The 26429-nt window shown below is 66.3% G+C and carries 28 protein-coding genes; 10 read left to right on the plus strand and 18 right to left on the minus strand.

All coding sequences use genetic code 11. From position 1 onward, the window contains the following. Nucleotides 1-16 precede the first annotated feature (16 nt). Nucleotides 17-271 (minus strand): hypothetical protein, encoded by a 255-nt coding sequence (locus tag HWX22_RS26675; RefSeq protein WP_059820801.1) that lies wholly within the window; start codon nt 269-271, stop codon nt 17-19. 57 nt (nt 272-328) lie between these two features. Between HWX22_RS26675 and HWX22_RS26680 the strand changes: the two genes are divergently transcribed. Continuing rightward, nucleotides 329-742 (plus strand): hypothetical protein, encoded by a 414-nt coding sequence (locus HWX22_RS26680; RefSeq protein ID WP_175911478.1) that lies wholly within the window; start codon nt 329-331, stop codon nt 740-742. A gap of 44 nt (nt 743-786) precedes the next feature. Here HWX22_RS26680 and HWX22_RS26685 read toward each other — a convergent pair whose 3' ends face one another. Continuing rightward, on the minus strand, nt 787-1491 hold the full coding sequence (locus tag HWX22_RS26685) for a TetR/AcrR family transcriptional regulator (RefSeq protein ID WP_175911480.1): 705 nt from the start codon (nt 1489-1491) through the stop codon (nt 787-789). A 52-nt stretch (nt 1492-1543) separates the two neighbouring features. Here HWX22_RS26685 and shc point away from each other — a divergent pair, with 52 nt between their 5' ends. After that, complete coding sequence (gene shc, locus HWX22_RS26690) at nt 1544-3589, plus strand: squalene--hopene cyclase (RefSeq protein ID WP_175916717.1); 2046 nt, start codon at nt 1544-1546, stop codon at nt 3587-3589. 174 nt (nt 3590-3763) lie between these two features. On the opposite strand, the gene ampC is transcribed toward shc, so the two are convergent. The 3 genes from ampC to HWX22_RS26705 form a co-directional block, all read right to left on the minus strand. Next, entirely contained in the window at nt 3764-4933 is a 1170-nt protein-coding gene (gene ampC / locus HWX22_RS26695; protein ID WP_175911484.1) for a class C beta-lactamase, read from the minus strand. A 185-nt stretch (nt 4934-5118) separates the two neighbouring features. Then, the gene (locus tag HWX22_RS26700; protein WP_175916718.1) at nt 5119-5931 is read right to left on the minus strand and encodes an alpha/beta hydrolase; all 813 of its coding nucleotides are present in this window, start codon (nt 5929-5931) and stop codon (nt 5119-5121) included. A 102-nt stretch (nt 5932-6033) separates the two neighbouring features. Further along, nucleotides 6034-6450, minus strand: a complete 417-nt coding sequence (locus tag HWX22_RS26705) for a hypothetical protein (RefSeq protein WP_175911488.1) — start codon at nt 6448-6450, stop codon at nt 6034-6036. 400 nt (nt 6451-6850) lie between these two features. On the opposite strand from HWX22_RS26705, the gene HWX22_RS32295 reads away from it, so the two are divergent. Further along, nucleotides 6851-6985 (plus strand): hypothetical protein, encoded by a 135-nt coding sequence (locus tag HWX22_RS32295; protein WP_006750603.1) that lies wholly within the window; start codon nt 6851-6853, stop codon nt 6983-6985. A 50-nt stretch (nt 6986-7035) separates the two neighbouring features. Here the strand turns inward: HWX22_RS32295 and HWX22_RS26710 are convergent, their stop codons facing one another. Continuing rightward, nucleotides 7036-8223 carry a beta-propeller fold lactonase family protein gene (locus tag HWX22_RS26710; RefSeq protein ID WP_175911490.1) on the minus strand — a complete coding sequence of 396 codons (1188 nt, stop codon included), beginning with the start codon at nt 8221-8223 and terminating at the stop codon, nt 7036-7038. Nucleotides 8224-8496: 273 nt separating this feature from the next. Here HWX22_RS26710 and HWX22_RS26715 point away from each other — a divergent pair, with 273 nt between their 5' ends. The 4 genes from HWX22_RS26715 to HWX22_RS26725 all read left to right on the plus strand — a co-directional run bounded on the left by HWX22_RS26715 (nt 8497) and on the right by HWX22_RS26725 (nt 11844). After that, complete coding sequence (locus tag HWX22_RS26715) at nt 8497-9135, plus strand: TetR/AcrR family transcriptional regulator (protein WP_175911492.1); 639 nt, start codon at nt 8497-8499, stop codon at nt 9133-9135. 84 nt (nt 9136-9219) lie between these two features. Continuing rightward, complete coding sequence (locus HWX22_RS26720; RefSeq protein ID WP_175911494.1) at nt 9220-9912, plus strand: pentapeptide repeat-containing protein; 693 nt, start codon at nt 9220-9222, stop codon at nt 9910-9912. A 398-nt stretch (nt 9913-10310) separates the two neighbouring features. Next, nucleotides 10311-10532, plus strand: coding sequence for a hypothetical protein (locus HWX22_RS32080; protein ID WP_244135293.1), 222 nt, complete (start codon nt 10311-10313; stop codon nt 10530-10532). 193 nt (nt 10533-10725) lie between these two features. Next, the gene (locus HWX22_RS26725; RefSeq protein WP_175916719.1) at nt 10726-11844 is read left to right on the plus strand and encodes a polyamine ABC transporter substrate-binding protein; all 1119 of its coding nucleotides are present in this window, start codon (nt 10726-10728) and stop codon (nt 11842-11844) included. Between the two features lie 39 nt (nt 11845-11883). Here the strand turns inward: HWX22_RS26725 and HWX22_RS26730 are convergent, their stop codons facing one another. The 7 genes from HWX22_RS26730 to HWX22_RS26760 form a co-directional block, all read right to left on the minus strand. Further along, on the minus strand, nt 11884-12450 hold the full coding sequence (locus HWX22_RS26730) for a DNA-binding protein (protein WP_175916720.1): 567 nt from the start codon (nt 12448-12450) through the stop codon (nt 11884-11886). Between the two features lie 77 nt (nt 12451-12527). After that, entirely contained in the window at nt 12528-13775 is a 1248-nt protein-coding gene (locus HWX22_RS26735) for an MFS transporter (protein WP_175916721.1), read from the minus strand. A gap of 267 nt (nt 13776-14042) precedes the next feature. Then, nucleotides 14043-14372 carry an H-NS histone family protein gene (locus HWX22_RS26740; protein WP_175911501.1) on the minus strand — a complete coding sequence of 110 codons (330 nt, stop codon included), beginning with the start codon at nt 14370-14372 and terminating at the stop codon, nt 14043-14045. Nucleotides 14373-15100: 728 nt separating this feature from the next. Beyond that, the gene (locus HWX22_RS26745; RefSeq protein ID WP_175916722.1) at nt 15101-16045 is read right to left on the minus strand and encodes an SDR family oxidoreductase; all 945 of its coding nucleotides are present in this window, start codon (nt 16043-16045) and stop codon (nt 15101-15103) included. A 163-nt stretch (nt 16046-16208) separates the two neighbouring features. Continuing rightward, entirely contained in the window at nt 16209-16622 is a 414-nt protein-coding gene (locus HWX22_RS26750) for a DoxX family protein (RefSeq protein ID WP_059449243.1), read from the minus strand. A gap of 318 nt (nt 16623-16940) precedes the next feature. Next, nucleotides 16941-17924, minus strand: a complete 984-nt coding sequence (locus tag HWX22_RS26755; RefSeq protein ID WP_244135294.1) for a lysozyme inhibitor LprI family protein — start codon at nt 17922-17924, stop codon at nt 16941-16943. Between the two features lie 253 nt (nt 17925-18177). Next, the gene (locus HWX22_RS26760) at nt 18178-19062 is read right to left on the minus strand and encodes a LysR family transcriptional regulator (protein ID WP_175911505.1); all 885 of its coding nucleotides are present in this window, start codon (nt 19060-19062) and stop codon (nt 18178-18180) included. 127 nt (nt 19063-19189) lie between these two features. On the opposite strand from HWX22_RS26760, the gene HWX22_RS26765 reads away from it, so the two are divergent. Together HWX22_RS26765 and wrbA are read left to right on the plus strand one after the other, a co-directional pair. After that, the gene (locus HWX22_RS26765; protein ID WP_059697848.1) at nt 19190-19915 is read left to right on the plus strand and encodes a pirin family protein; all 726 of its coding nucleotides are present in this window, start codon (nt 19190-19192) and stop codon (nt 19913-19915) included. Between the two features lie 61 nt (nt 19916-19976). Next, on the plus strand, nt 19977-20579 hold the full coding sequence (wrbA, locus tag HWX22_RS26770) for an NAD(P)H:quinone oxidoreductase (RefSeq protein WP_175911507.1): 603 nt from the start codon (nt 19977-19979) through the stop codon (nt 20577-20579). A 119-nt stretch (nt 20580-20698) separates the two neighbouring features. Here the strand turns inward: wrbA and HWX22_RS26775 are convergent, their stop codons facing one another. The 3 genes from HWX22_RS26775 to HWX22_RS26785 all read right to left on the minus strand — a co-directional run bounded on the left by HWX22_RS26775 (nt 20699) and on the right by HWX22_RS26785 (nt 22359). After that, nucleotides 20699-21013 carry a hypothetical protein gene (locus HWX22_RS26775; protein WP_059820816.1) on the minus strand — a complete coding sequence of 105 codons (315 nt, stop codon included), beginning with the start codon at nt 21011-21013 and terminating at the stop codon, nt 20699-20701. A gap of 243 nt (nt 21014-21256) precedes the next feature. Further along, the gene (locus HWX22_RS26780) at nt 21257-21991 is read right to left on the minus strand and encodes an LrgB family protein (protein ID WP_175911508.1); all 735 of its coding nucleotides are present in this window, start codon (nt 21989-21991) and stop codon (nt 21257-21259) included. Further along, the gene (locus HWX22_RS26785; RefSeq protein ID WP_175911509.1) at nt 21988-22359 is read right to left on the minus strand and encodes a CidA/LrgA family protein; all 372 of its coding nucleotides are present in this window, start codon (nt 22357-22359) and stop codon (nt 21988-21990) included. Before HWX22_RS26785 ends, HWX22_RS26780 begins: the two co-directional genes overlap by 4 nt. A gap of 354 nt (nt 22360-22713) precedes the next feature. On the opposite strand from HWX22_RS26785, the gene HWX22_RS26790 reads away from it, so the two are divergent. Beyond that, nucleotides 22714-24567 (plus strand): ABC transporter ATP-binding protein, encoded by a 1854-nt coding sequence (locus HWX22_RS26790; protein WP_175911510.1) that lies wholly within the window; start codon nt 22714-22716, stop codon nt 24565-24567. A 508-nt stretch (nt 24568-25075) separates the two neighbouring features. On the opposite strand, the gene HWX22_RS26795 is transcribed toward HWX22_RS26790, so the two are convergent. Both HWX22_RS26795 and HWX22_RS26800 read right to left on the minus strand, forming a co-directional pair. Then, the gene (locus HWX22_RS26795) at nt 25076-25786 is read right to left on the minus strand and encodes a hypothetical protein (RefSeq protein WP_244135295.1); all 711 of its coding nucleotides are present in this window, start codon (nt 25784-25786) and stop codon (nt 25076-25078) included. Between the two features lie 92 nt (nt 25787-25878). Then, on the minus strand, nt 25879-26427 hold the full coding sequence (locus tag HWX22_RS26800) for a hypothetical protein (protein WP_175911511.1): 549 nt from the start codon (nt 26425-26427) through the stop codon (nt 25879-25881). Between the last annotated feature and the right edge of the window lie 2 nt (nt 26428-26429).

Genomic DNA, 26429 nt, shown 5'->3' on the forward strand with positions numbered 1-26429 from the left:
GTATGCGGCTACCCGGTCAGGGTTTTACCGTCGTCAGCCGAGACTCCATCCCGTCGATCTTCGCGAGCAGGCCATTGCCGAGTTCCGTCACGCGGCGCGGCATGCCGGGAATCGCCAGCAGCGCTTCGATCCGCCCGCGCCAGTAACTCGGACGACTCACGCGCATCGCGCACGGCATCGCCGCATCGCCGCTTTCGGCATCGCTTTCCAGCAACGCGACCATTCTCTCGATATGAGACAGCTCGCGCTCCACATAGTCTCTCGTCAGCATTTGATCGATATTCCCCCGCAACACAGCCCTGGCCTGTCGTCATCGCCGCATCGCCGCATGGTCGTTTTCGCGGGACACGTCGTACTCGCTTCTCGTCACGGTACGCACGCTCTGTGTCAGAACACCGCCGATCAGCGCAATGATTTGGTTCTTATCATCGGATCATTGCCGCGCAGCCTTCGAAACGTCGCCGCCGTGCCGCGTCGGATGCACCCGCACCCCGATCCTTCGTTGACGATCGTAGATGCTGCGCCTCGCCGCGACATCCTCAATATTGAGGATGCCTGCTGGAATCGATCGCACCGCATCCGTGCGATGCGGCGCCTGCGGCAATCAGAAAATGGGGATGTCCGAGGCACGCTCACGCGTGCGGAAATGGCCGTCACGACCGACATCGACAGCCGCATGCACGGCGTGCGGATCGGCACCATGCGCAGCAAGATCAAGGCGCCGTCGCAAGAACGGTTGTGAGAAGGCGCGCCGGTCCCGGCGCGCTGTAAGGCGACCGAACCCGCTCAGCCGCGCCGGCCGCGCAAGCCTTTGCTCTTGCCCGCAGGCGGTTCGCCCGCACTCATCCGGTCCAGTTGCCGAACGATCTCCGCGCGCAACTCGGCCGAAATCTCCACGCTGTCGAGCAGCTCGGAAATCCACAGCCCGTCGGCCGCGAGCCGGCAGATCATCAGCATCGCCGCCTGCTCGAGCGGCACCGGGTCCGGGCGCGTCCACTCACGCATCGGCACCGACCAGCGTGCACGTGTCTCCTGCTCGGTAATCATCGACGCGACCAGCACGCGCAGCACGTCGGTGCTCGCGGCCGGCTGCGCGGTGTCGAGCACCGCATGCAGATACGCGCGCGCCGCCGCGCCATTGTCATGCGCATCGGCCGCCCGGTGCGCGGCCATCTGCGATGCGAAGCGCTCGGTCGCCTGCCCGAACAGCGCATCGAGCAAGCCCTGCTTGTTCGCGAAGTGATACTGCAGCGCGCCTTTCGTCACGCCCGCGCGTTCGGCGACCGCGTCGAGCGTCAACGCGGCCACACCCTGATGTGTCGCGATCTCGGATGCGGCTTCCAGCAGTTGCGCGCGCACCTGCTCCGGCGCTTTTTTTCGCCGCACGCCGGCGGCGGGCGCGGCTTCGTGTGCTTCCGGTGCGCCTGCCGGCCCTGCCGTGTCGACAGGCGTGGAGATGTCGCGCGAAGCGGATTCTGGGCGTTTTTTCATGGGGGCGATGTTAGCACCCGTGGTCTCGATATAAACATTCCAGCTGGATGGTATGATCCGCCGCATGAACAAACCCGCCCCCTCCCACTGGTCCGCGCTCGACGCCGCGATCGCCCGCGGACGCGACGCGCTGATGCGTCTTCAGCAGCCTGACGGCAGCTGGTGTTTCGAACTCGAGTCCGACGCGACGATCACCGCGGAATACATCCTGATGATGCATTTCGTGGACAAGATCGACGACGCGCGCCAGGCGCAGATGGCGCGCTACCTGCGCGCGATCCAGCGGCTCGACACGCACGGCGGGTGGGACCTGTACGTCGACGGCGATCCGGATGTGTCGTGCAGCGTGAAGGCGTACTTCGCGCTGAAGGCCGCCGGCGACAGCGAGCATGCACCGCACATGGTCCGCGCGCGCGACGCGATCCTGAAGCTCGGCGGCGCCGCACGCGCGAACGTGTTCACGCGCATCCTGCTCGCGACGTTCGGCCAGGTGCCATGGCGCGCGGCGCCATTCATGCCGATCGAATTCGTGCTGTTCCCGAAGTGGGTGCCGATCTCGATGTACAAGGTCGCGTACTGGGCGCGCACGACGATGGTGCCGTTGCTCGTGCTGTGCTCGCTGAAGGCGCGTGCGCGCAACCCGCGCAACATCGCGATTCCCGAGCTGTTCGTCACGCCGCCCGACCAGGAACGCCAGTACTTCCCGCCCGCGCGCGGGATGCGCCGCGCGTTCCTCGCGCTCGACCGCGTGGTGCGCCACGTCGAGCCGCTGCTGCCAAAACGCCTGCGGCAGCACGCGATCCGGCATGCGGAAGCATGGTGCGCGGAGCGCATGAACGGCGACGACGGCCTCGGCGGAATCTTTCCGCCGATCGTTTACAGCTACCAGATGATGGACGTACTTGGCTATCCTGACGATCATCCGTTGCGCCGTGACTGCCAGAACGCACTCGAGAAGCTGCTGGTCACGCGGCCCGACGGCAGCGTCTACTGCCAGCCGTGCCTGTCGCCGGTATGGGACACCGCGTGGAGCACGATGGCGCTCGAACAGGCACGCGGCGTGGCCGCGCCGGAAGCCGGCGCACCCGCGAGTGCACTGGACGAACTCGACGCGCGCATCACGCGCGCGTACGACTGGCTCGCCGAGCGTCAGGTGAACGACCTGCGCGGCGACTGGGTCGAGAACGCGCCCGCCGACACGCAACCGGGCGGCTGGGCGTTCCAGTACGCGAACCCGTACTACCCTGACATCGACGACACCGCGGTCGTCACCGCGATGCTCGACCGTCGCGGCCGCACGCATCGCAACGCGGACGGCTCGCACCCGTATGCGGCACGCGTCGCGCGCGCGCTCGACTGGATGCGTGGCCTGCAATCGCGCAACGGCGGCTTCACGGCCTTCGACGCCGATTGCGACCGCATGTACCTGAATGCGATCCCGTTCGCCGATCACGGCGCGCTGCTCGATCCACCGACCGAGGACGTGTCGGGCCGCGTGCTGCTGTGCTTCGGCGTCACGAAGCGCGCGGATGACCGCGCGTCGCTCGCGCGCGCGATCGACTACGTGAAGCGCACGCAGCAACCCGACGGCAGCTGGTGGGGCCGCTGGGGCACGAACTACATCTACGGCACGTGGAGCGTGCTGGCCGGGCTGGCGCTCGCAGGCGAAGACCCGTCGCAGCCGTACATCGCCCGTGCGCTCGCGTGGCTGCGTGCGCGTCAGCACGCTGACGGCGGCTGGGGTGAAACGAACGACAGCTACATCGACCCGGCGCTCGCCGGCACCAACGCAAGCGAAAGCGCGTCGAACTTCACCGCGTGGGCGCTGCTCGCGCAGATGGCGTTCGGCGATTGCGAATCCGACTCGGTGAAACGCGGCATCGCGTATCTGCAATCGGTGCAGCAGGACGACGGCTTCTGGTGGCACCGATCGCACAATGCGCCGGGCTTTCCGCGCATCTTTTACCTGAAGTATCACGGTTACACCGCGTACTTCCCGCTGTGGGCGCTCGCGCGCTATCGGCGTCTGGCCGGTGCGTCTTCTTCCAGCGGGTCCGGCGTGGCGACCTCGCACACCACCGACACCGCGCTCGCCTGAGCATGTGCGTCATGCCCGAGCCCAGGCTCGGGCGGCAACGCGCCGGTGCGCGTCACGGCGTCCGGCGCGATCACACTTCGATCCGCCACCCTTCCCGCTCGCTCGTCGCGCGGATCGCTCTCGGACACTGCACGCCGATCGTCGGCAATTCCACGCAGGCCGGCACGACGCAGGTTACGGCTTGCCCTGCAGCGACTCGACGATCCGGTACGCGGTCTTCACGCGATCCTCGATCGGGAAGCTGCGGTTCGCGAGCATCACGATCGCGATCCGCTTCGCGGGAACGAAGGCGACATACGTGCTGAAGCCGTTGGTCGACCCCGTCTTGTTGATCCACGTGTCCGGGCGCGGCTTGAGCGGCGGCTCGATTTTGGTCGCGGGCGTCGCGTTGTGGAGCATCGGCGGCGCATTCCCCGCGAGCAGCGTCGGCAACGCGACCGGATACGGATACTGTTCCCAGATCAGGTCCTGCGTGAACGGGCCCGCACGGAAATAGCCGGTATGCGTGCGTTCGAGCGCGCGCTGCAGCCGCGGCGACGTTTCGACGAGCCCCATGTTCGCCTGCACGAAGCGCAGCAGGTCGGCCGCCGTCGTCCTGACGCCGTACGCCGGCTGCCACAGCATGCCGCCCGTCATCCGGATCGGCTTGCCGTCCTGCGTATAACCCTGCGCATAGTCGGCCTGGCGCGCGGCGGGCACGTCGATGTAGGTATGCGTCATCCCGAGCGCGGGGAACAGCCGCTGTTCCATCAGCACCGCGAAGTCTTCGTGCATCGCCTTCGCGGTGAGAAAACCGAGCATCCCGATCGCGACGTTCGAATACGTGCGACGCGTTCCCGGCGCGTACGCAGGCCGCCATGCGTCGAGATAGCGCATCAGGTCCGCATCGTCGCGGATGCTGTCCGGCACCTGCAGCGGCATTCCGCCGGGCGTATGCGTGCCGAGATTGAGCAGCGTGACGACACCGAACGGCTTGCCCTGCAGCGCGGGAAGGTACTTGCCGGCCGGGTCCGTGAGCGACAGTTCGCCGCCTTCCTGTGCGTCGGCCGCGAGCGTCGCGGTCAGCGTCTTGCTGACGGAGCCGATCTCGAACAGCGTATCGCCGGTCACCGGCTTGCCGGTTTGCGTCGACATCACGCCGTAGTCGAACACATAAGGCTTGCCGTCGGCGACGACGCCGATCGCCATGCCGGGAATGGCGAACTGCTTCATCAGCGGCGCGACGTGGCGGGTCACGGTGTCGTGAATTTCGTCCTGCGTGGCGGCGGCCGAGCGGCCGGCCATGGCGGCGGCGCACGCGGCGACGAACAGGGTCGCGGCAATGCGGATCGCGTTGAATCGCATGATTGCGGTTCCTTCGATTTTTGTGATGGTTGCGTGAACAACAGGTCCGGCCGCGCCGCGTGAGGACTGCGGTAGCCGATCTGTCGAGCAGGACTATCCGCCGCCGGCCGCTTGCCAACAATCGATGAAATTTTGCGCGAGCCTAAAGAAAAACTTATGCGGCCCGCGAACCGGCCATACGGACGTCAGTCCGGCAACCGGTCGAGAAACGCCAGCATCGCGGCGTTGAAGCGCGCCGGCCGTTGCAGCGGCGCGAAGTGGCTCACGCCTGGCAGGATCGTCAGCGTCGCGCCCGGAATCGTGTGTGCGAGATACGCTGCATGGTCGGGGCGGATGAATTCGTCGTGCTCGCCCTGCACGATCGCGACCGGCACGGTGATCGCCGCGAGGTCGGCCGCGCTGTAATCCGGTTGCGTGCGCATCATTTCGCTGACGGCCGCGACGAACGCATCGAACTCGCCCGGCGTCGCGGACAACCGCGCGTAGTCCTTGCGGTGCCGCGCGAAGCAGCGGTCGATCAGCAGGCTCGGCACCATCTCCTTCGTGCCGCCCGGATCCATGTTGCACGCGAAGAAGAACACGCCCACCACACGCTCCGGCGCGCGGGCAGCCAGCACGAGCGACACGCACGCACCGTCGCTCCAGCCGACGCAGCGCGCGCGCCCGATGTGCAGCGCATCGAGCACCGCGAGCACGTCGGAGGCCATGCGTTCGTAGGAATACCGGCGATCGTCGCGTGTGCTGCGGCCATGGCCGCGGCTGTCGATCACGATCGCGCGGTAGCCGGCAGCGAGCAGCGCCGGCACCTGGCCGCCCCAGTTGCCGGCGTGGCCGAGACCGCCGTGCAGCAGCACGACCGGCGGCCCATCACCGAACGACGCGTGCCAGATGCGCGCGCCGTCGTGGTCCAGCCATCCCTCGTTGTCGGCCGCCGGCAGCGGCGTGCCGCCTTGCGCGTCGAAGCGGATGAGATCGTCGTCGGTGAATTCCGCATTCATCGTTCTGCCGTCCTTTCGAGGGAGACGAGCTTGCGATTGTAATGCGCGGGGTGGCGTGCCGCGATGCGTCCGCGCACTGCGCGACGGTGCGGCGCCGTGCCGTCAGGCCTGCGTCGACACCAGCCCGCCTGAGGTCGAGCCGCCAGACTTCTGGATCGCCTGCGCAAGCTGCGCGATCGCCGTCGACAGCGCGGCGGAGATTGTGCTGGCTTCCGCGCTCAGCGTCTGCTGCTCGATCGCCGCGGCCGGATCGTTCTTCGCGCGCTGCGCGGCGGCCGCCATTTGCTGCTGCACTTGCGCGAGCTGTTTCTGCAAGCGCTCGATGAGTTGCTTCAGCTGCTTGACCGCGGGATCCTCGAACGAGGATTCCGACGCGCCCGGCGTCTGCCCCGCGCTGTCGGCCGGCGCCGCACTGCCCGTCGGCGACGACGCGGTGGACGTCGCCGTCGACGCGGCACCGGTGGCCGTCTGACCGGTGGTGAGCGAAGTCTGCGCGGCGGAAGAAAGATCGATCTGCATCGTGTCGGTCCGTAATGAGTGTGCGACTCGGGTCGGTTGAACAAGGGATACCTTGCAACTCGTTTACGGCATTCGTCGGACAAAACTTTAGCCCCGCCCTCCGAAGTGCGTTGAAACGGCACCTGCGCCGTGGCTGCCGTACGCGCACCGTCGATTGTCGCGAAGGGGCCAGATTAGGCGACCGTCGACGCTGGTAAAATCGCCCGCTGGCCTGCTGCCGCGGCATACCGGCTGCTTCCGGCAAGGCCGCGCGGGCTATCCGCGTCGGCGCCCGCCCGATCGGGCCCGATACGCGATGCCGTCCGGCGCCGTCGGTGCGCGAGCCCCGCGCCCGCATCGACATGACGACGCGCCGACTCCGGCACGCACACCCTTCATCACGCATTTCGAGGAACTTACGATGGCCCGCATCGGCGCCTTCTGCCTGACCACGTGGCTCGCGGCCGCGATTCTCTATTTCGGCCAGCATTCGGTCGCGATGATTGCGCTCAGCGGCGTGGTCGTGTTCGGCGGATTCGACCTGCTGCGTCCGTAACGCCGGTCGGCGCGGCGCGAACACGATCAGCCCGTCAACGCTTCAACACATCACCGCGGCAACGTCCTCAACGACGACGGCCCGCCCGACAGCGCAATGCGCTTGCCCGTATCGCGCAGCTTGCCGCCCTCGACCACATACAGCGCGAGCTGGCGCTCGACGTTGAACTGCACCATCACGTGCCGGCTATCGGCCGTAAACACGATGCCCTGCGCGGCTTCGCCGCCCGGCACGTCGCTCGTCTGCACCGCACGGCCGTCGCGTATCTCGAACAGCACCACCCTGCCGAGCTTGTGGCGACCCGGGTTGTCGGCGGTCAGGTTCGAGCCGTCCATCGCCTGCACGGCGATCCACTTCCCGTTCGGCGAGATCGCAACGCCTTCCGGCAGCGACGGTACCGTCAGGTACTGGACCGTGCGGAACGGCGTGCGCGACACGTCGATCAGCGCGACCGAATCGGCATCGCCCGCGAGCGTGCCCGTGTAGCCCGGCAGCCCCGCGAGCCCGACGTTGCTGACGACGGCCCAGCGATTGTCGCTCGACACGTCGATCGTATAGGGCGCAACGCCCGTGCTCAGCCGCGTGCCGCTGTCGGTCACCTTGCCGTCGTCGACGTTCAGCACCGCGACACCCTGCTCGTCGCGCAGCGACACGAGCGCATGCTTGCCGTCGTGCGTGAAGCTGATCCCCGCGAGCCGCTTCTTGCCGATCCTCAGGTTGCCGTCGAGCGTCACCTGCGTCCCGTCGATTCGCAGGATCGACACGCTGCCGTCGACGTTCGCCACCAGCGCAAGCCGGCCCGACCGGTCGATCGCGATCCCCTGCGGGTGCGTGCCGAGTTCGATACGCGTGATCGCCGGCGGCGACGCATCAAGGTTCACGACCTGCAGGAACGTGTCGTACACGAGCTGCTTCGCGTTCTGGTCATAGCGCGTCGGCGCGCCGACCAGCGCGAGCTTCGCGCCGGGCGCGATCGCGACGGCCTGCGGCGGCCCCTGGATGCCGTTCTCGACATCGACCTGCAGCACGACCTTCGGCGGAACCACACTCGCGTCGAGCAGCGTCAGCGTGTCGGCGGGCGGCGACGCGAGATAGGTGTCGCGCCCTTCGACGCGCTGGTACTTGCCGTCGTTGCCGGACACGATCCAGTCGGCCGCATGCGCGGCGACGGCAGTGGTGACGAGCGTCAGCGCGGCGAGCAGGCGGGCGCGACGAAGGCGAAAGGGATTCGAATGCATGGCGGTCGGTTCTCCGGATTGGTTGCGGACGCAATGACTCGCACGACCCTGCTGCTCGACGGGTCGATGCAACCGCATGATGCATGAAAGCCCTCGAATCCGGCGTCTCGTGCCCGCCGCTCGAGAACATGCAGGGCGGGTTGATGCGTCCCGCGCTATGTCACATATCAATCAATTTGTGACAACGTGTGCGAGAATTCCGAACCGGCGCATTCGGTCGGCACACCGGCACACGTCGCGCGACTCACGACACTCACGGCATCGAGGAAACGCATGGATCGGCAACTGCGCTGGGGCGACGCCAGCAGGAGGGACAGCGTCAACGACGGGCGAAATGCCATCCTGCGCGCGACGCTCGATACGATGATCGAGCACGGGATCGACCGTCTGTCGATCGACGACGTCGCGCGTCGCGCGAACATTTCTCGACGCACGCTGTACCGCTATTTCGGCACGAAGAAGGAACTGATCCAGGGCGTGATTGGCGTCGAGAATGCCGCGTTCTTCGACGAGATGCAGCGTGCGCTCACCGGCTTCGAGCACGACTTCGAGGCCTATTGCGAGGAAAGCATGTGCTTCGCGGTGCGCTACCGCGATCGTCATCACGGCGGTTTTCACCACAACTATCTCGCGACGAGCGTCTCCACGGAGGTGTTCGGCTACATCGTCGAGAACGTCGCGCCAATGTGGCAACGCGTGCTGGAACGGCCGTACCGCGAATACGTCGCCCTGCATGGCGCGCAGGTGCCCGCACTTGACGACATCATCGCGCTGATCAGCCGCATCGGGCTCGCATACTGCCTGATTCCGGCGGACGAGCAGGCGATGCGCGCGCAGATGCGCATCCTGTGGACGTTCCGGCCCGTACCGACCGGCAAGCCGGTCGCCGCCAGGATGAAGGCGGCGCGCTGAACGGCAACGCGCGCGATGTCGCGCAACCCGGCCGATGCCATCCGATACCGGCCACGAACCTTTCAACTCACACTGGATTCCCTCATGACGACCTGCGGAGTTTCCGTCTCCGGCCGAACGCTCGATCGCGCCGACTTGCTGCTTCTCGTCGAAGGCTCGCCCGCGCCGATTCGTCTCGAAGACTGCGACCTTGAAGGCGCGGACCTTTCGCGGCTCGATTTGCGCGGCGTGCGATTCGAGCGCTGCGCGCTCGCGGAAGCGTCGTTCGTCGGCGCGACACTCGCGCAGACCGCGTGGATTCGCTGCCGCGCGCGCCAGACGAGCTTCGCGTCGGCCGACCTGGAGGACGCGCAGTTTCAGTCCTGCGATCTCAACAACACGAGCTGGCGCCGCAGCAAGCTGAGCTCCGCACGCTTCGACGAATGCAGGCTCACCGGTGCGGACTTCGAGGAATGCAAGTCACTCGGCATCGAGTTCTCGAACACACTGCTGGTCGGCGCGAGTCTGCGCCGTTTCTCGTTCCGAAAGACGCGGCTCGTGGCGCTCGATTTCTCGGATGCCGATCTCGCCGGCACCGACTTTCGCGACGCCGTGTTCGAAGGCGGCAGCCTGAGCAACGCGCATCTGAACGACGTCCGGTTCGATGGAGCCGACCTGCGCGACGTGGAACTCGGCGGCACGCCGAAGCTACTCGCGTCGGGCGTGCTGCGCGGCGCGACCATCTCGTATGACCAGGCCGCGATGCTGATCGAGAATCTGGGAATCCGGGTCACCTGACGACTGCACGCGCATTGCTTCGCATCGCGGCCGATATCCGCGACTTCGCGCGCGAACCGCGCATGTTGCAAATGTCGCCGGCGATCTGTCGAATATTTTCGTCACTTCGGCGGCATTCCGAGCGGCGCGCACCACGCACGCCCCGCGCGCTCACATTCGCCCACTGAACCCAACGGAATTCAAATCACTAGGGAAAATCCTGAGACATCCTTACAGCGATTTACCTGATGATTCACAGGAACGTCATGTTTCGGCGATTCCACTTTGCAAAGTGCTTTCGTTTTGCTTTAACGCTTCGATATCTCCGCGCGGCAAACGCGACGATCGAAGCACGAAACGGCAAGCGTCCGCAAGTCGCCAGGTGTTCAATACTTTCAACAACCCGGTCGAGAGTAATCGTGAGAATCCGTGGCCCGCTGGTGCGGTGGAGACGAGGCGATGCGCGCAACGTGCGCGTCGCGATCTCGTCCGCCGACGACAGTGACCGCCGGCAGAGTCCTCGCCAGCATCTGTCGATCTATACCATCCTGTCCCGCCGTTCCGTCCGCCGTCACAACGCCGTCGCCGCACGCGCGTTCGTTGCGATCCACACCGACGACGTGGCATCGCTCCTGCCTTAGCACCCCGTCCCTTCCGTTCGACCTGCGCATCGTGTCTGCGCGATTCGCTTCGTAGACCGAATGGACTCCCGATCATCATGCAGCGCCGGCGCTCGTTTCGAATGCCGGCCGGTTACACACGTCCACCCTTGAACCGTGGCGCGGCGACTCGCCAACCGCCGAGCACCGCGCGCTCCAATACGGAAGACATGCCATGCAACTCCGCACCCTTCGCCTCGCCATCGCAACCGCCGCCATGATGTCCGTCGCGGGCATCGCCGCCTTCGGCAGCACGAACGCCCAGGCGGTCGGCGAGCTGAATATCTACAACTGGTCCGACTACATCGCGCCGGACACGATCCCGAATTTCCAGAAGCAGACCGGCCTGCACGTGCGCTACGACAACTACGACAGCGACGACACGCTGCAGGCGAAGCTGCTGTCGGGGAACTCCGGCTACGACATCGTCGTGCCGACATCGAACTACATGGCCAAGCAGATCCAGGCGAACGTCTACCAGCCGCTGGACAAGACGAAGCTGCCGAACCTGTCGCACCTCGATCCGCTGCTGATGAAGATGGTCGCCGACGCCGATCCGGGCAACCAGTACGGCGTGCCGTGGGCGTATGGCACCGACGGCATCGGCTACAACGTGCAGGCGGTGAAGAAAGCGCTCGGCGACAAGGCGCCGGTCGACAGCTGGGCGCTGGTGTTCGACCCGGCCAACATGGCGAAGCTGAAGAGCTGCGGCGTATCGTTCCTCGACCAGGCCGTCGACGTGTTCGCCGCGACGCTGCAATACATGGGCAAGGATCCGAACAGCACGAATCCGGCCGATTACCGCGCCGCGTACGAGGTGCTCAAGAAGGTGCGCCCGCACATCACGCAGTTCAACTCGTCGGGTTACATCAACGATCTCGCGAACAACGACCTGTGCGTGTCGTTCGGCTATTCCGGCGACGTCGGCATCGCGCATCGCCGGGCAGCGGAAGCGAAGCGTCCGTACGAGATCCGCTTCGCGAATCCGAAGGAAGGCGGGCTGCTGTGGTTCGACATGATGGTGATCCCGAAGGACGCGCCGAACCGCGACGCCGCGCTGAAGTGGATCAACTACCTGCAGGACCCGAAGGTCAACGCGGGGATCACCAACGCGGTGTTCTACCCGACCGCGAACAAGGCCGCGCGCCAGTTCGTGAAGCCCGCGATCGCGCGCGATGCGTCGGTCTATCCGGCCGACGAGGTACTGAGCAAGATGACGTTGCTCAAACCGATGCCGCCCGAGATCCGCCGGCTCCAGAACCGGTTGTGGGCGCAACTGAAGACCGGGCGCTGACGGAGCTGCTCGCGACGGGCAGCGACGGCCACGGCCGCCCTATCGCTGCACCCGCTCCGCATGCGGCAACGCGGCCGCGAACGTGGCGTCGATGAACCGGATCACATCGTCGAGCGACGACGTGCACGTCGCGCCCGCGGCAAGCTCCCGGAACACGCCGTCCGGCCCGAGGCAGATGAGCGGCTTGCGCCAGCGCCGCGCGAGCGCGATCTCCTCGGCCGTCCCGTGCCCGCCGGGCAGCGCGACGATCAGGTCACTGCTCAGCACGTTCACGTAGTTCCGGTTGATGGTATGCGGTTCGGCGCCCGGTTCGCGGCGCGGCAGCGGCGTGAGGATCGGGATTTCGACGAACGGATGCGGATAGCCTTCGAGCGGCACGAAGCCCGCGTGCGGATCGGCCTGCGTCGGCACGATACCGATCGACCGGCCCGCCCGTCCCGGCACGCCGGCGAACGCACGCGCGACCGCCAGCATCACGCCCTGGCCGCCGCCCGTCAGCAGGTTGAAGCCAGCCTGCGCGAGCCACGCGCCGAGCGGCTCGGAAAACGCGAGCCACGGTTCCTTGCCCGAGCCCATTACGCCGATCGTTCGGTTGTTGCGTTGCATCGTGAATTCCGGTGATGAAGTTGAATAGAACCGCAGCGTGGCGCCGGGTCGCGAATCCCGGCGCGCGCCGCGCGTCGTCATTCGAGTTCGACGCCCTTGAGCTCGGGGATCAGGAACAGCGTCGCGACCATGTCGAACACGTAGAGGCCGGCGAGCAGCGCGATCGCCGTCTGGAACGAGTAGTGTGCGGCGAGCGCGCCGACCGCCACCGGCCCGAAGCCGCCGACCGCGCGGCCGATGTTCCACAGCACGTTCTGCGCGGTCGCGCGCGCGGCGGTCGGATAGCCTTCGGACATCAGCGTGCCGTAGCCGCCGACCATCCCATTGACGAACATCCCCATCAGCGCGCCGGTCCACAGCATCGCCGTCGGGTCCGTCAGGCGCGCATATGCGAGGACCGTCACGACCGAACCGAGCTGGTACAGCAGGAACGTCGGCTTGCGGCCGATGCGATCGGCGAGCTGCCCGAACGTCCAGACGCCGATCATCATCCCGACGACAGTCGCCGCCGTCCACAGCCCCGACTTCGTCAGCGAGAAACCCATCTGCTTCGACAGGAAGGTCGGCAGCCAGATCATGATCCCGTAATAGCCGAAGTTCTGGACCGAGCACAGGATCACGATGCCGAGACTCGTGCGCGCGGTGCGGGCGTCGGCGACGAGCATCCGGAACGCGTTGGCCCGCGGCCGCGCCGCGCGTTGCACGAAGACTTCCGGCTCGTGCAGCCGGTTGCGCAGCAGCCACGCGAGCAGCGCGGGCAGCACCCCGACCGCGAACATCCCGCGCCAGCCGATGTGGAGCAGCAGCAACGGCGTCAGCAGCGCGGCCAGCAGCACGCCAGCCTGCCAGCCGAGCGCGACGTAGCAGGACACGCGCGCCCGCTTGCTCGCCGGCCACGCTTCGGCCGCGAGCGCCATGCCGATTCCGAACTCGCCGCCGAGGCCGATGCCGGCGATGGTCCGATACACGAGCAGATCCCGGAAACCCTGGGCGAACGCGCACAGGCCGGTGAAGATCGCGAACAGCACGATCGTCCAGGTCAGCACGCGCACGCGGCCGTAGCGGTCGCTCAGGGCACCGAACAGAATGCCGCCCGCGACGGCGCCGATCAGCGTCCACGTGACAAGCGCGCCGCCTTGCCCGGGCGTCAACTGCAATGCCGCCGTGATCGCCGGCAGCATGAAGCCGAGGATCAGCAGGTCGAAGCCGTCCATCGCGTAGCCGATCGCCGAACCGGCCAGCGCCTTCCACGCGTACGCGCCGACCTGCTCGCCGCGCGGCGTCGCCGGATCGCCGAGCGCCGAAGATTTCATGTTTGCTGCCATGGTGTCCTGCCGGAAATGTCCGGGCGACATTCTAAAGCCTGTTCCCGCGCATCACGGGCGCCGGACGCGCGCACGCGAAAAGCGCCGCGCTGCCCGCTTCCGGGAACGGAAGCAGGCAGCGTCGGTAATAAATTTGAAAGACATTGAAGCCGGCGATCCGCAGTCAGGCGGGACACCGAAAGAACGCGATGAAGCGGGTGTTGGGAGGCCGGCGTCGCCGCCGGCGCGGGTCGAACGACACCGGAGCGGTGCCGGTGCGGGGCAGCCTCAGCCCTGATCGTCGCCGGGCCACCAGGTTTTGGCTTCGCGGTCGACGATCAGCGTATCGAGATCCTTGCCTTCGAGCCACTTGGGACGGGGGCCACGGCCCGACCACGAGCGGCCGGTCGTCGGATCGTAATACTTGGCAGGCGCCTTGCGTTTGCGCTGGACGATGTAGCCGAGGGCGCTCAGCACTTCCTGCTGCGAGATGCCCAACAACTCGACCTGCTCCTTGAATGCCGCGAGTGCGGCTTGCTTCTCCTTCTGCTTGGCTTCCGACAGCTTGATATTCAGGTCCCGAAGTTGTGCTTCGAGATCCTGCAGGGCCTGGGTCATGTATTCATCCTCTTTGGGCATGTTTTTATTCAAAAAAACCTCCGACGGCCGAACCTATCACGAAGTTCCGCCAATCGGTGTTGCGATATGTGAATCGTTTGCCTGGACCTGTAACGCTTTCGAAGTGTACCGAACGCCACGCCATCGTCGAAAACCGCACGGCATCGGCACGCAACACATGGCGCCGCACCTTGCACAGGCGCGGCATGGCGCGAATGATAGCAGTGCGCATCCGTCATGTTCGAGGACTTTTGCGGTCCGGCGCACACTTGCCTTCGCCAGCCCGCGCGCGTCGGCGCCGGTGCGGCGGTTTACGTGCCGAAGCGGCACCCGTTCCACGCAACTCGCGCGAACAGCGCATGCAGCTTCGTGCCGCGCGCGGCCCCGATCTGACGACCGCGCTGGCCGCGCGCGGCGCGTGCAACGTTTCGGCGTCGATATGGATGACGTAACGTTTCACGTCTCCGGGCAACGCGGCCAGAAGGTAGCCTGGCCGGGAACGGGCACGCACGAGGTCGTGCACGCGATTGAATCCGATACGAAGACGTAGCGCGATGGGCGCTCTCTGCTCTCGTGATTGTTCGATTGCGTCAAGCCATCGGCGAACCCGACGCACCGCCCCGCAGCCTCGACGTTCCCCGCCGAGCGGGAATGTTGCGCGGCGTGGCGTCTTGCCGTGCACCTGCGATGACCGCTGCCATGCGTCGCGGCATCACGGTTCGACGCGCTTACGGCAGCGGCGGCGCGTCGCGCAGCACGGCTTGCAGCCCGGTCGCGAACGGCGTCGCATGATCGATCCCGAGTGCGCGCACGCGCGACGCATCCAGGTGGCAATCGTACGGACGCGGCGTCGCGTCGGCCGGCGTGTCGATCCGTGCAAGCGCCGCATCGACGCCGAGCGCGACCGCGATCCGCTGCGCGATGTCGTACTTCGTCATCGGCTCCTCGCCCGACCAGTGACGGATGCCCGTGACCGACGAGCCCGCGAGATGGCGCAGCGTCAGGTCGCGAATGACCGCCGCGACGTCGGGCGTGTAGGTCGGATAGCGGATCGCCCATGCGTCCATCCCGACCGCATCCGCACCCGGTCGCGCGGACGCGACGATCGCCGGCACGAGGCTCGTGACGGCCGACTCGCGCCAGTCGACGATCGGCCCGTAGAGCAACGGCAGCCGCAGCACGCAGGCAAGCGGCGATGCGGCGAGCAACGCGGCCTCGCCTTCCAGCTTGGTGCGGCCGTAGATGTTCAGCGGGTTCGGCGCGGCGTCTTCGCGGTACGGCGCGGCCTTGCCGTCGAACACGTAGTCGGTGGAGATGCCGAGCGTCCACGCGCCGTAGCGCGCCGCGAGCGCGCCGATGCGGGCCGGTGCGTCGACGTTGATCGCACGCGCGGCGGCCGGGTCGCGTTCGCAGACGTCCGGGCGGCGTTCGGCGGCGCAGATGATCACGGCGGCCGGTCGGCGAGTTGCGAAGAGGTGTTCGAGCGCCGGCTGATCGAGCGCGTCGAGTCGGGCGACGTTTTCCGGCGGCAACGCGAGGCGCCGGGCGCCCGCGGTGTCCGGGTTACGGATCGTTCCGATCGGCGTCAGTGACAATTCGCGGGACAGCGATGCGGCAACCGCACGGCCGAGCAGGCCGGACGCGCCGATGAGAAGGATGGTCGGATGCGACACGGTGGCCAACGATGAAAGGGAGTGAGGGCCCCCAATCTATACGAGAACACGCAACCGATGTCGATTTCGATCGCACGTCGACGACGTGCGCGTGATGAAAACAAGGCCCGATGCGCGATTGCGCGCACCGGGCCTGTCGTGCGGCACGAAGCCTCGCGCCCGCTTACTTCCGGTCGAACGAATAGCGCCCCGGCCCGCTCACCGCGAGCAACAGCAACCCGCCGATGATGCTGATATTCTTGTAGAAGTTGATCATCGCGAGATACTGGTCCATGCCTTGCAGCGCCCAGTAGCGATGCCCGATCAACGCGGTCGCGAGCGTGTAGACCGCGAACACCAGCGCAAGCGGACGCGTGTAGAACCCGACCGCGATCAGCGCGCCGCCGACCAGTTCGACCGCCACCGCGATCACCGCCGACAGCTCGGGCGACGGTGCGCCCGTCGAGGCCATGTACGCGACCGTGCCCGAGAAGCCGTTCAGCTTCTGCCAGCCGAACAGCACGAACAGGATCATCATCAGCACGCGAGCCGCCAGCAGCAGCTCGTCCTTCTTCGACTCCAGCGAAACGTAACGCATAGCAATCACCTTGAATTGACGGTTTGACGCATTCGGTGCCGATGGCCGCCGCAACGGCGAACCCACGGATCGGCAACGAACCCTCCTCGCACGATCGAACGGCGGGCCGGCCGGCCCGCTGCCGAGGAATCCGCCCCGTCGCGCCGTCGTGGCGCGCTGCGGAGCGGTTCTGGCGAAGCACGGGTGCAGTCTACTGTCTCACCGAAAATCATCAATCCGTCGAAACAAGATTGGCTGTCGCGATTGAGTGGACAATTGTCACGTAACAAACGCGTCATCCGCGGCCGGGCACATTGGCCGGCGCGCCTGCCCGCCGGATCACATCAAATCGACCGGCAGCGTCTTGTCGAGATTGTCATGCCATGCGCGAATGGTCTTCGGCACGGTCTTTTTCCACGCCGGCGCGCTCGTGTAATAGCGCATCCGCACCTTGTCTTGCGCATCGAACACCAGCAGACCGATCCACAAATCGGTGCCCCGGCGCATCACGATCGCGGCGTTCGTCGTCGCGATGCCGCGTACCCAGTACGACTTCACGCCGGCATTCAGGCCGTCGAGATCCTGTTCGTCCGCGCTGGAGTTGACCGTGTCGACGAGCGTTTGATAATCGGCGCCCAGCAGCTTGTGCGCGATCGCGTTCTGCCGTGCATCCGCCAGCACCTTCAGGGTCACGAGATCCGCCGCCTGGCTCGCCTGCGCCTTCGACGCCGTCACGTAGTCGCCCGAATACACGACGCCCGCACCGGCGCCGCAATCGGCATCGCCGCCCTGCTGTGCGACCCGCACGCGCCCGCCCTTGCGGCTGAAATCGAGCCGGCATCGATCCTGGCGAAACGTGGCGCTGTCGCCGTGCAATTCGATATCGCCGCTGAGTCCGCCGGTATTCGCGCCGTTGTTGCCGCTCAATTCGAAGTGAAGACGCGGTGCCGTGCCGGTGAACGTCAGCACGCCGCCGACGGACGGGTTCGCGCTGTCGCGATACCACGTCTGCTGCCAGCGGTCGGCCGCAAGCGACGTGCCGTTCAGGATCGCGAGCCGCTCGCGATAGCGGTCGCCGAGGCAGGACGCATCGTTGCCGCAGCGATCGCGCTGCTTGAGCCATTTCAGCTGCGCGGCCTTCAGCGCGGCCGTATCGCCGCCTTTTGCGAGCGCCTTTTTCCATGCCGCCGCCAGCTCGCCGTCGAGCGACGACAGCCCGGCGTCCGCGCAGATCGCCTTTTCGGTCGGCGAAACGGCTTTCGCGCAATCGAAGCTGGCCGCGTGCGCGGCAATCGGCGAGATCGTAAGCATTGCCAACATCATGACGGATCGCAGGTTCGTGCTCCACGCATGCCGGCCGTGAAGTGCAGCCTGCCCTCGCTCGCCCGCGCGAGCATTCGATCGATTCTTCATTGTCATTGGACTGGACTCGTCGTGGATGGCGGTGAGTAGAAGCTACGTGCCCGATGTACGTGCCCGATTCGTTCGAGGTAAAAATACCCGGCCCGGCATGCGCTGTCGGCCCGCGCCCCCGGCGAAGCCTAACGCGAATGCGCGCCGCCGATCAATCGGCGCGCTACCCCCGCGCGCCCAACCGCTCCGCCAGAAACCCGATGAACGTGCGCAGCGTGACGAACCCTTCCCGGTGCTGCGGAAACACCGCATTCAGCGTGATCGGCGACGGCGCATACGCGTCGAGCACCGGCACGAGCGCGCCGCTGTCGAGCGCCGCGCCGACGATGAAATGCGGCAGCAGCACGATGCCGAGCCCCGCGATCGCCGCGTCGCGCACGACTTCGCCGTTGTTCGCGACGAGCGGCCCCTGCACGTCGAACGTGCGCGCCGCACCGTCGACCCGGAACTCCCAGCCGACGCGCCGCTCGCGCCCATACATCAGGCACGTGTGGCCGGCGAGGTCGGCCGGCGTCGCCGGCGTGCCGTGGCGCTTCAGGTAAGCGGGGCTCGCGCACGCGATCATCTCCCACGCGCCGAGCTGCCGCGCGATCAGCGTCGAATCCTCGAGCGTGCCGATCCGCAGCACGAGATCGAAGCCCTCGCCGATCAGGTCGACACGCCGGTCGGTCAGGTCGACGTTGAGCCGCACGGCCGGATGCGCGGACAGGAATTCGGCGATCAGCGGCGACACATGCGTGATCCCGAACGACAGCGGCGCGCTGATCTTCAGCGAGCCGTGCAGCTCGGTGCTGCGCACCGACATCGCCTGCTCGGCGTCGGCGACCTCGGCCAGGATCCGCTGCGCACGCGCATAAAACTCGTGCCCCGATTCCGTGACCGCGAGATTGCGCGTATTGCGATGCAGCAAACGCACGCCGAGCGCTGCCTCGAGCGCCATCGTGCGCCGGCTCACGAACTGCTTGGACAGCATCAGTTGGTCGGCCGCCGCCGTGAAGCTGCCCGCATCGACGGTCGCGACGAAGATCCTCAGGTCGTTGAGTTCCATATTGTCCACCTCAAAGTGACAGTCATTATCTCTACAGCCATTTATTTGTCAAATCGATTGACCTAAGATTCATCTCAACGAACAGCCGGCCCCACTTCCGAGGGCAGGCCAAATCCAGGAAAAAATCATGATCGAGACTCGTGCAGCAAACCAACGTGGCCGTGCCGAGCATGGCTGGCTCAGCTCCCGTCACACGTTTTCTTTCGCGAATTACTACGATCCGAAGCAAGTCGGCTTCTCCGACCTGCTGGTCATCAACGACGACCGCGTCGCGCCGGGCCGCGGCTTCGGCACGCACCCGCACCGCGACATGGAAATCCTGTCGTACGTGCTCGACGGTGCGCTGGAGCACAAGGATTCGATGGGCACCGGGTCGGTGATCGTGCCGGGCGACGTCCAGTTGATGAGCGCGGGTACCGGCGTGCGTCACAGCGAGTTCAACCACTCGCACGAGACGCCCGTCCACTTCCTGCAGATCTGGGTCGGGCCGTCCGAGAAGGGTGCCGAGCCGCGCTATCAGCAGACGAACATCGCGGCGGACGACAAGCGCGGCAAGCTCACGCCGATCGTGTCGCCCGACGGTAGCGGCGGTTCGCTGAAGATCCGCCAGGACACGCGGATCTACGCGGGCCTGTTCGACGGCGACGAGCGCGCCACGCTCGAACTCGCACCGGACCGCTTCGCCTACGTGCATGTCGCACGCGGCAGCGTGACGGTCAACGGCGTGACGCTCGGCGAAGGCGACGGCGCACGTATCCGCGACGAGCAGGTATTGACGTTCACGGATGGCAAGGATGCCGAAGTGCTGGTATTCGATTTGCGTCCGGTCGAAGTGACGGCCGAGTGGGCATGACGCCCGTTCGGAACATCGGGCCCCGCTGAACGCGGGGCCTTCTTATTCGGAGATTCGCAACATGGCCAAGGTACTCGTTCTTTACTACTCGTCCTACGGGCACGTCGAAACGATGGCGCAGCACGTCGCGGAAGGCGCGAAATCGGTGCCCGGCGTCGAGGTCACGCTCAAGCGCGTGCCTGAAACCATTCCCGTCGACCAGGCGAAGGCGATCGGCGTCAAGGTCGACCAGGCCGCACCCGTCGCCACCGTGGACGAACTCGCGAGCTACGACGCGATCATCTTCGGCACGCCGACCCGCTTCGGCAACATGGCCGGCCAGATGCGCACGTTCCTCGACCAGACCGGCGGCCTGTGGATGAAGGGTGCGCTCGTCGGCAAGATCGGCAGCGTGTTCGCGTCGACCGGCACGCAGCACGGCGGCCAGGAAACGACCATCACGTCGTTCCACTCGACGCTGCTGCACCACGGGATGGTGATCGTCGGCGTGCCCTATGCGTGCAGCGGGCTCGTCAACATGAACGAAATCACGGGCGGCACGCCGTACGGCGCAACCACGCTCGCGGGCGCGGACGGCAGCCGTCAGCCGAGCGCGAACGAACTCGACATCGCGCGCTACCAGGGCAAGCACGTCGCGGAACTCGCCGCGAAGCTCGCGTCGTAACGCGGGCGCTCCCTCCCGGGAAGCCCGGGACCGCGCCGCACGCCGCCTGCGCGGCACGCACGAGAACGAACGGCGCCGGTTCGACCCGGCGCCGTTTTCCGTCGCGCGAACGCAGGCCGTTACTGGCCCGATGCCGGCGCGGCGGGCGCAGCGGGCGCCGCCTTCGTCGCGGGCGCCTTCTCGACCGCGTTCTGCGGATAGTTGCTCTGATCGTTGGTCAGCCGGTAGCCGCTGCCCGTGCCGATCGCCTTCAGGTCCTTCGCGTGGCGCGCGCGGGCCGCCTTGCGGGCTGCCTTCTTCTGCGCCTTGTCGAGTTGCTTCTGCGTCGGCGCGGACGCCGGATCCTGCGCATATGCCGCCGGCGCGGCGGTCAACAGCAGACCGAACGACGCCGTTACTGCCACTGCCACCGAAACCACGCGAGACTTCGTCATGGCCGGATCTCCTTGTCGATTGTTGGTTGTGGGTCGAACGCCGGCACGCACGCGACGGACGTCGGCGTGCGACCACGGCGCCGATGCAACGTTAGCCGATCGCTGCGCAAATGTCCGTGCCGGTTCCTGAATTCTCCTGATAACGGCAACGATACATGCGCGGCAGGCGCCCGGCCAGACGGCGTGGCGCACGTGCCATCAGGGAAACCGATAGCATCGCGCGCCGCCGGCACCCGGCGCCGCTCAGATCCAGCGCGACAGCACCGGCAGCAGGATCGGCACGACGAATGCGGTCAGCACGCCGTTCAGCCCCATCCCGAGGCCGGCGAACGCGCCGGCCTCCTCGCTGACCTGGAACGCACGCGCTGTGCCGATCCCGTGCGACGCGACGCCGAGCGCGAAACCGCGCACGGCCGGCTCCTCGATGCGCAACGCGTTCAGGATCGCGCGGGCGCACACGGCGCCGAAAATCCCGGTCGAGATCACCAGCACGGCGGTCAGCGACGGAATCCCGCCGATTTCCTGCGCGACGGCCATCGCGATCGGCGTGGTCGCGGATTTCGGCGCGAGCGACGCGATCGTCTGGTGCGACGCGCCGAACAGCGCGGCAATGCCGACCGCGGACACGATCGCGGTCAGCGAACCGGCCAGCAGCCCGACGAGCAGCGGCACCGCGGCGCGCCGCAGCTTCGACCACTGGCGGTACAGCGGCAGCGCCAGCGCGACAGTCGCCGGGCCAAGCAGGAAGTGGACGAACTGCGCGCCCTCGAAATACGTCGGATACGGCGTGTGCGTGATCGTCAGCAGCACGACGATCAGCGCGACCGCGATCAGCACCGGATTCGCGAGCGGGTTGAAGCGCGCGCGGGTATAGACGGCCTGTGCAATCAGGTACGCGATCAACGTGATCGTCAGGCCGAGCAACGGAGTCGCGGCGAGGTAGACCCAGATCGCGCCGAGTTTCGGGAAGGCCGTCATTGCGTGCCCTCCGCCGTGCCGTCCGCGCGCCGCTGGCGGCGCAGCAATGCACGCGTGACGAGCGCGGTCACGGCAATCGCGAGCGACGTGCTCACCGCCAGCGCGACGACGACCGCGAGCGCATCGCCGCGCACGCGGTCGGCCGACACCATGATGCCGACGCCGGCCGGCACGAACAGCAGCGACAGGTGGCGCAGCAGTTCGAGCGCAGTCGGCTCGATCGCGTCGGCCATCTGCGGGCGCAGCATCACGAAGCCGAACAGCAGCAGCATGCCGATCACGGGGCCCGGCACCGGCAGGCCGAACAGATAGGACACCCCTTCCCCGAGACACTGGAAGGTCAGCAAGACCGCGAACGCCTGCAGCATGAAGCGCTTCTCCCGAACATGGCTGCGCGCTCGTGCAGACGCGCGACCGATCAGCCGGCGGCGTGTCGCGCCGGCGTGGACGATACGCGCGATCGTATCAACAAAGGCTGCCGGGCGGGCTGTCGGCGCGGCGCGCGACTGCGGGCAACCGCCCTGCAGCCGGATCGAATCGATGCGACACTTGCCGCCGGACGATGCGAAAACGATGCAATCCGCGCGCACGCGGATGCGTCGCCTACGCACGGCGCGATCGAGTCATGGATTCGTTCGCAACGAATGCGCGCCGCACGGCGCACATGAGACATGCATGAGCGGCCGGGCCACCTGCCCGCGCCGCATCAAGGAGAAGGTTCAATGTTTTCGTGGTTTGAACGGCGCCTGCCGACGTTCCCGCTCGAGGATCCCGCCACGCCGCCGAAGGGGTTTTTCTCGTTCGTCTGGGCGTGCACGAAAGGCGCGCGCGGCTGGATCCTGCTGATCGCGCTGACGTCGGCCGCGACCGCCGCGTACGAAGCCGTGCTGTTCGCGATGATGGGGCGCGTGGTCGACTGGCTGTCGTCGGCGACGCCGGCCGAATTCGGCGGCCGGCATTTCGGCACGCTCGCCGGCTTCGCGGCGATCCTTGCCGGCAGCGCATTGCTGATCGCGCTGCATACGATGATCAAGCACCAGGTGCTCGCGATCAACTTCCCGATGCGGCTGCGCTGGCTGTTTCACCGGCTGATGCTCGATCAGAGCCTTTCGTTCTACGCGAACGAGTTCGCGGGCCGCGTGACGACCAAGATCATGCAGACCGCGCTCGCCGTGCGCGACGCGCTGTTCATGTCGGTCGACGTCGTGATCGGCGTCGGCGCGTACCTGATCGGCATCCTCGCGCTCGCGGCGAGCTTCGACTGGCGGCTGATGATTCCGCTCGCGCTGTGGGCGCTCGGCTACGGCGTGGCGTGCGCGTATTTCGTGCCGCGCCTGGGTGCGGTCGGTAGCCGGCAGGCTGACGCGCGCGCGCTGATGACGGGCCGCATCACCGACGCCTATTCGAACATCACGACCGTGAAGCTGTTCTCGCACACGCGCCGGGAAGCCGACCACGCGCGGCGTGCGATGGAGGCGTTCAAGGTGACCGGCGATGCGCAGATGCGGCTCGTCAGCGCGTTCGAGGTCGTCAACCACCTGCTGTCGACGCTGCTGCTGGTCGGCTCGACCGGCCTCGCGCTCTATCTGTGGCTGCACGGCGAGGCGAGCGCGGGCGTGGTCGCGGCCGTGATCGCGATGGCGCTGCGCCTGTCGAGCTATTCGCACTGGATCATGTGGGAGATGACCGAACTGTTCGAGAACGTCGGCACGGTCCAGGACGGCATCAACACGCTGACGAAGGTGCGCAGCGTGGTCGACGCACCCGACGCGAAGGCGCTCGCCGTGCAACGCGGCGGCATCGTGTTCGACAACGTGAGCTTCGCGCACGAGGACAACGAGCGCGCGGTGTTCGACGGGCTGAACCTGACGATCCGGCCGGGTGAGCGGATCGGCCTGATCGGCCGCTCGGGCGCCGGCAAGTCGACGCTCGTGAACCTGCTGCTGCGCTTCTACGACGTGGACGACGGCGCGATCCGGATCGACGGACAGGACATCGCGCACGTGACGCAGGACAGCCTGCGCGCGGCGATCGGGATGGTCACGCAGGATACGTCGCTGCTGCACCGGACGATGCGCGAGAACATCCTGTACGGCCGCCCCGACGCGACCGAGCAAGAGATGCACGACGCGGCCGTGCGCGCGGAAGCGTCCGACTTCATCGACCGGCTGCGCGACCGGCACGGGCGCAGCGGCTACGACGTCGAGGTCGGCGAGCGCGGCGTGAAGCTGTCGGGTGGTCAGCGGCAGCGTGTCGCGATCGCACGCGTGATGCTCAAGGATGCGCCGATCCTCGTGCTCGACGAAGCGACCAGCGCACTCGACTCCGAAGTCGAAGTCGCGATCCAGCGCAGCCTCGACGGTCTGATGAGCGGCAAGACGGTGATCGCGATCGCGCACCGGCTGTCGACGATCGCGGCGATGGACCGGTTGATCGTGCTCGACGAAGGGCGCATCGTCGAGGAAGGCACGCACCTGCAGCTGCTTCAGGCGGGCGGCATCTATGCGGCGCTGTGGGCGCACCAGAGCGGCGGGTTCCTCGGCGAGACGGCGGATGCGGAGGGGGCGGCGCAGTAACGCACGACAACGCATCGGGCATTCGCCACGCGCGCGGATGCACGATGGCGCGCGTCGTTGAGCCGGTTTGATGCGGGTGGCCCAAATTCCGTCCCGGTCTTAAGTGGAAAATTCCGGCTCTTCAGGGCGGGCCGGATCGGCCCGATCGGTGCACTGGCGGGTTTCCCCTCTTCCAACGTAACCTCGGTTCGGGACAGTTTCAGCACGCCAGCGGCCGGACTGCTCGTGCAACACACGGCGGCTAGAATGCCCGGGCGGGCGCCCTTGCCCAGATTCACCTTCTTTTCCGGCGTCCACCGGAATTCGTGACCTTCTGCACGTAATCGCGCGCCGACCGGCGCTCGAGGCTGCAGCGCTCAAACTGCCCATACCGATAGCAGATCACGCGCGCTTCCAAAGACAGCTTCCGTGCAGACACCTCCTTATCGACGACAGGCGGGATAGTTCTTCCACAGAGTCCGGAAAGGCTACGGCTAGACATCGCGACTCACTTGGACTTGACGACACCTCACCACTCGAGCACGCCCCGCCCTGCTGGAAGCGATCCATTCGGTCTGGCCACCGCGTTGCAGACGGGATAGCCGGGAATCTCCACGATACGTCCCGTCACCGGAATCGGGGTGCCGGGATAAACGTTGAAATTGTCGAGGCTTTGGCCGTCCGCTTTGGCACCTTCCACTCGATAGTGAACATTTCCGTTCGCCGTCAGCTTCACGCCGGACGTTTCGCACGAGACCGAGAGCCCCTCGCGGGGCTTCGCCGGCAATTGGCGAACAATCCCGCTGAAGGCGAGGTTGGTGACCACGCTTGCAGACGACTTTTTTGTATGATCGGCCCCCAGCACCTTAACTACTGGTTTCACATCGAGTCGATAGAGGGTTTCCGTCTCCACCGCGCGCAGTGCCTTGAGCGTGATGACCTTCGTCTGCCCGGGAGCCAAGCTGATCCGGAATGGATATGCATAAAGTGTCGGCTGCACGGCGTTACTGACGGGTTCAAGACGTTCGCTTTCCAGCGGCACACCGGGATTCAACAGGCGTGACAGCGTTACGCTGACGTATTCGTTGCGATCTCCATTGTTGATCACCTTGACCGAGGTGCCCTCATCCCTCACTGTCGCGTCCTTCGGCATCATGTCGATCGCCGCGATCGCCGAGAACGGGATGGTCAGCGCCATCGCACTGAATGCGCGCAAGAACACGGATGATTTTTCGTTCATGCGGAGATATCCTTCAAATAACCCTTCACTGTGCCGGCACGCTCGCCGCCGAATCTTGCTTGACCGATGAACGCTCGACGACACGTCGGCCGTTAGGGTGTCTTGATCACGGGCTCGAATGTCATCGACAACACGCCGCTGTACGTGCCAGCAGTGCTCTTGAATTCGCCGGCGGGAGGATAGGCGGCAATGTTGAGGTTGTAATACCCGACCGAATCGACTCCCTCAACCGGCGCGGATGGGTTCTGGAACTCCGTGGCCTGCCCGACCAGCAGCGGCTTTGATGCGCCGCCTTCGATACCCAGCTTGACCGTCGGCGCGCGAAATTCCAACTCCGGATTCGATTGATGCGTGATCGTCAGCGGTGAATCCAGGCGAACCTGGAAGGTTCCGCTGCTCGACACGAGCTTCAACCGTGCCTGCACCTCGTAGGGCGTATCCCAGCCGCCGAGTTGCTGCATTTCCAGTCCATGATCGAACCACCCGCCCGAATCGTTCGTGACAAACAGATTGTTGGGCCGTGTTACGTGGGCGGTGATCTTGCTTGTCGTTTTGCCGGTCAGTTTTACCGTCTGCGCCTGCACGACCACAGGCAGCATCAGCACAACGCACAGCCACTTCCTCATAAATCGCTTTGGCATGC

The organism is Burkholderia sp. BCC1638, assembly GCF_902833195.1.
Taxonomy (GTDB): domain Bacteria; phylum Pseudomonadota; class Gammaproteobacteria; order Burkholderiales; family Burkholderiaceae; genus Burkholderia; species Burkholderia diffusa.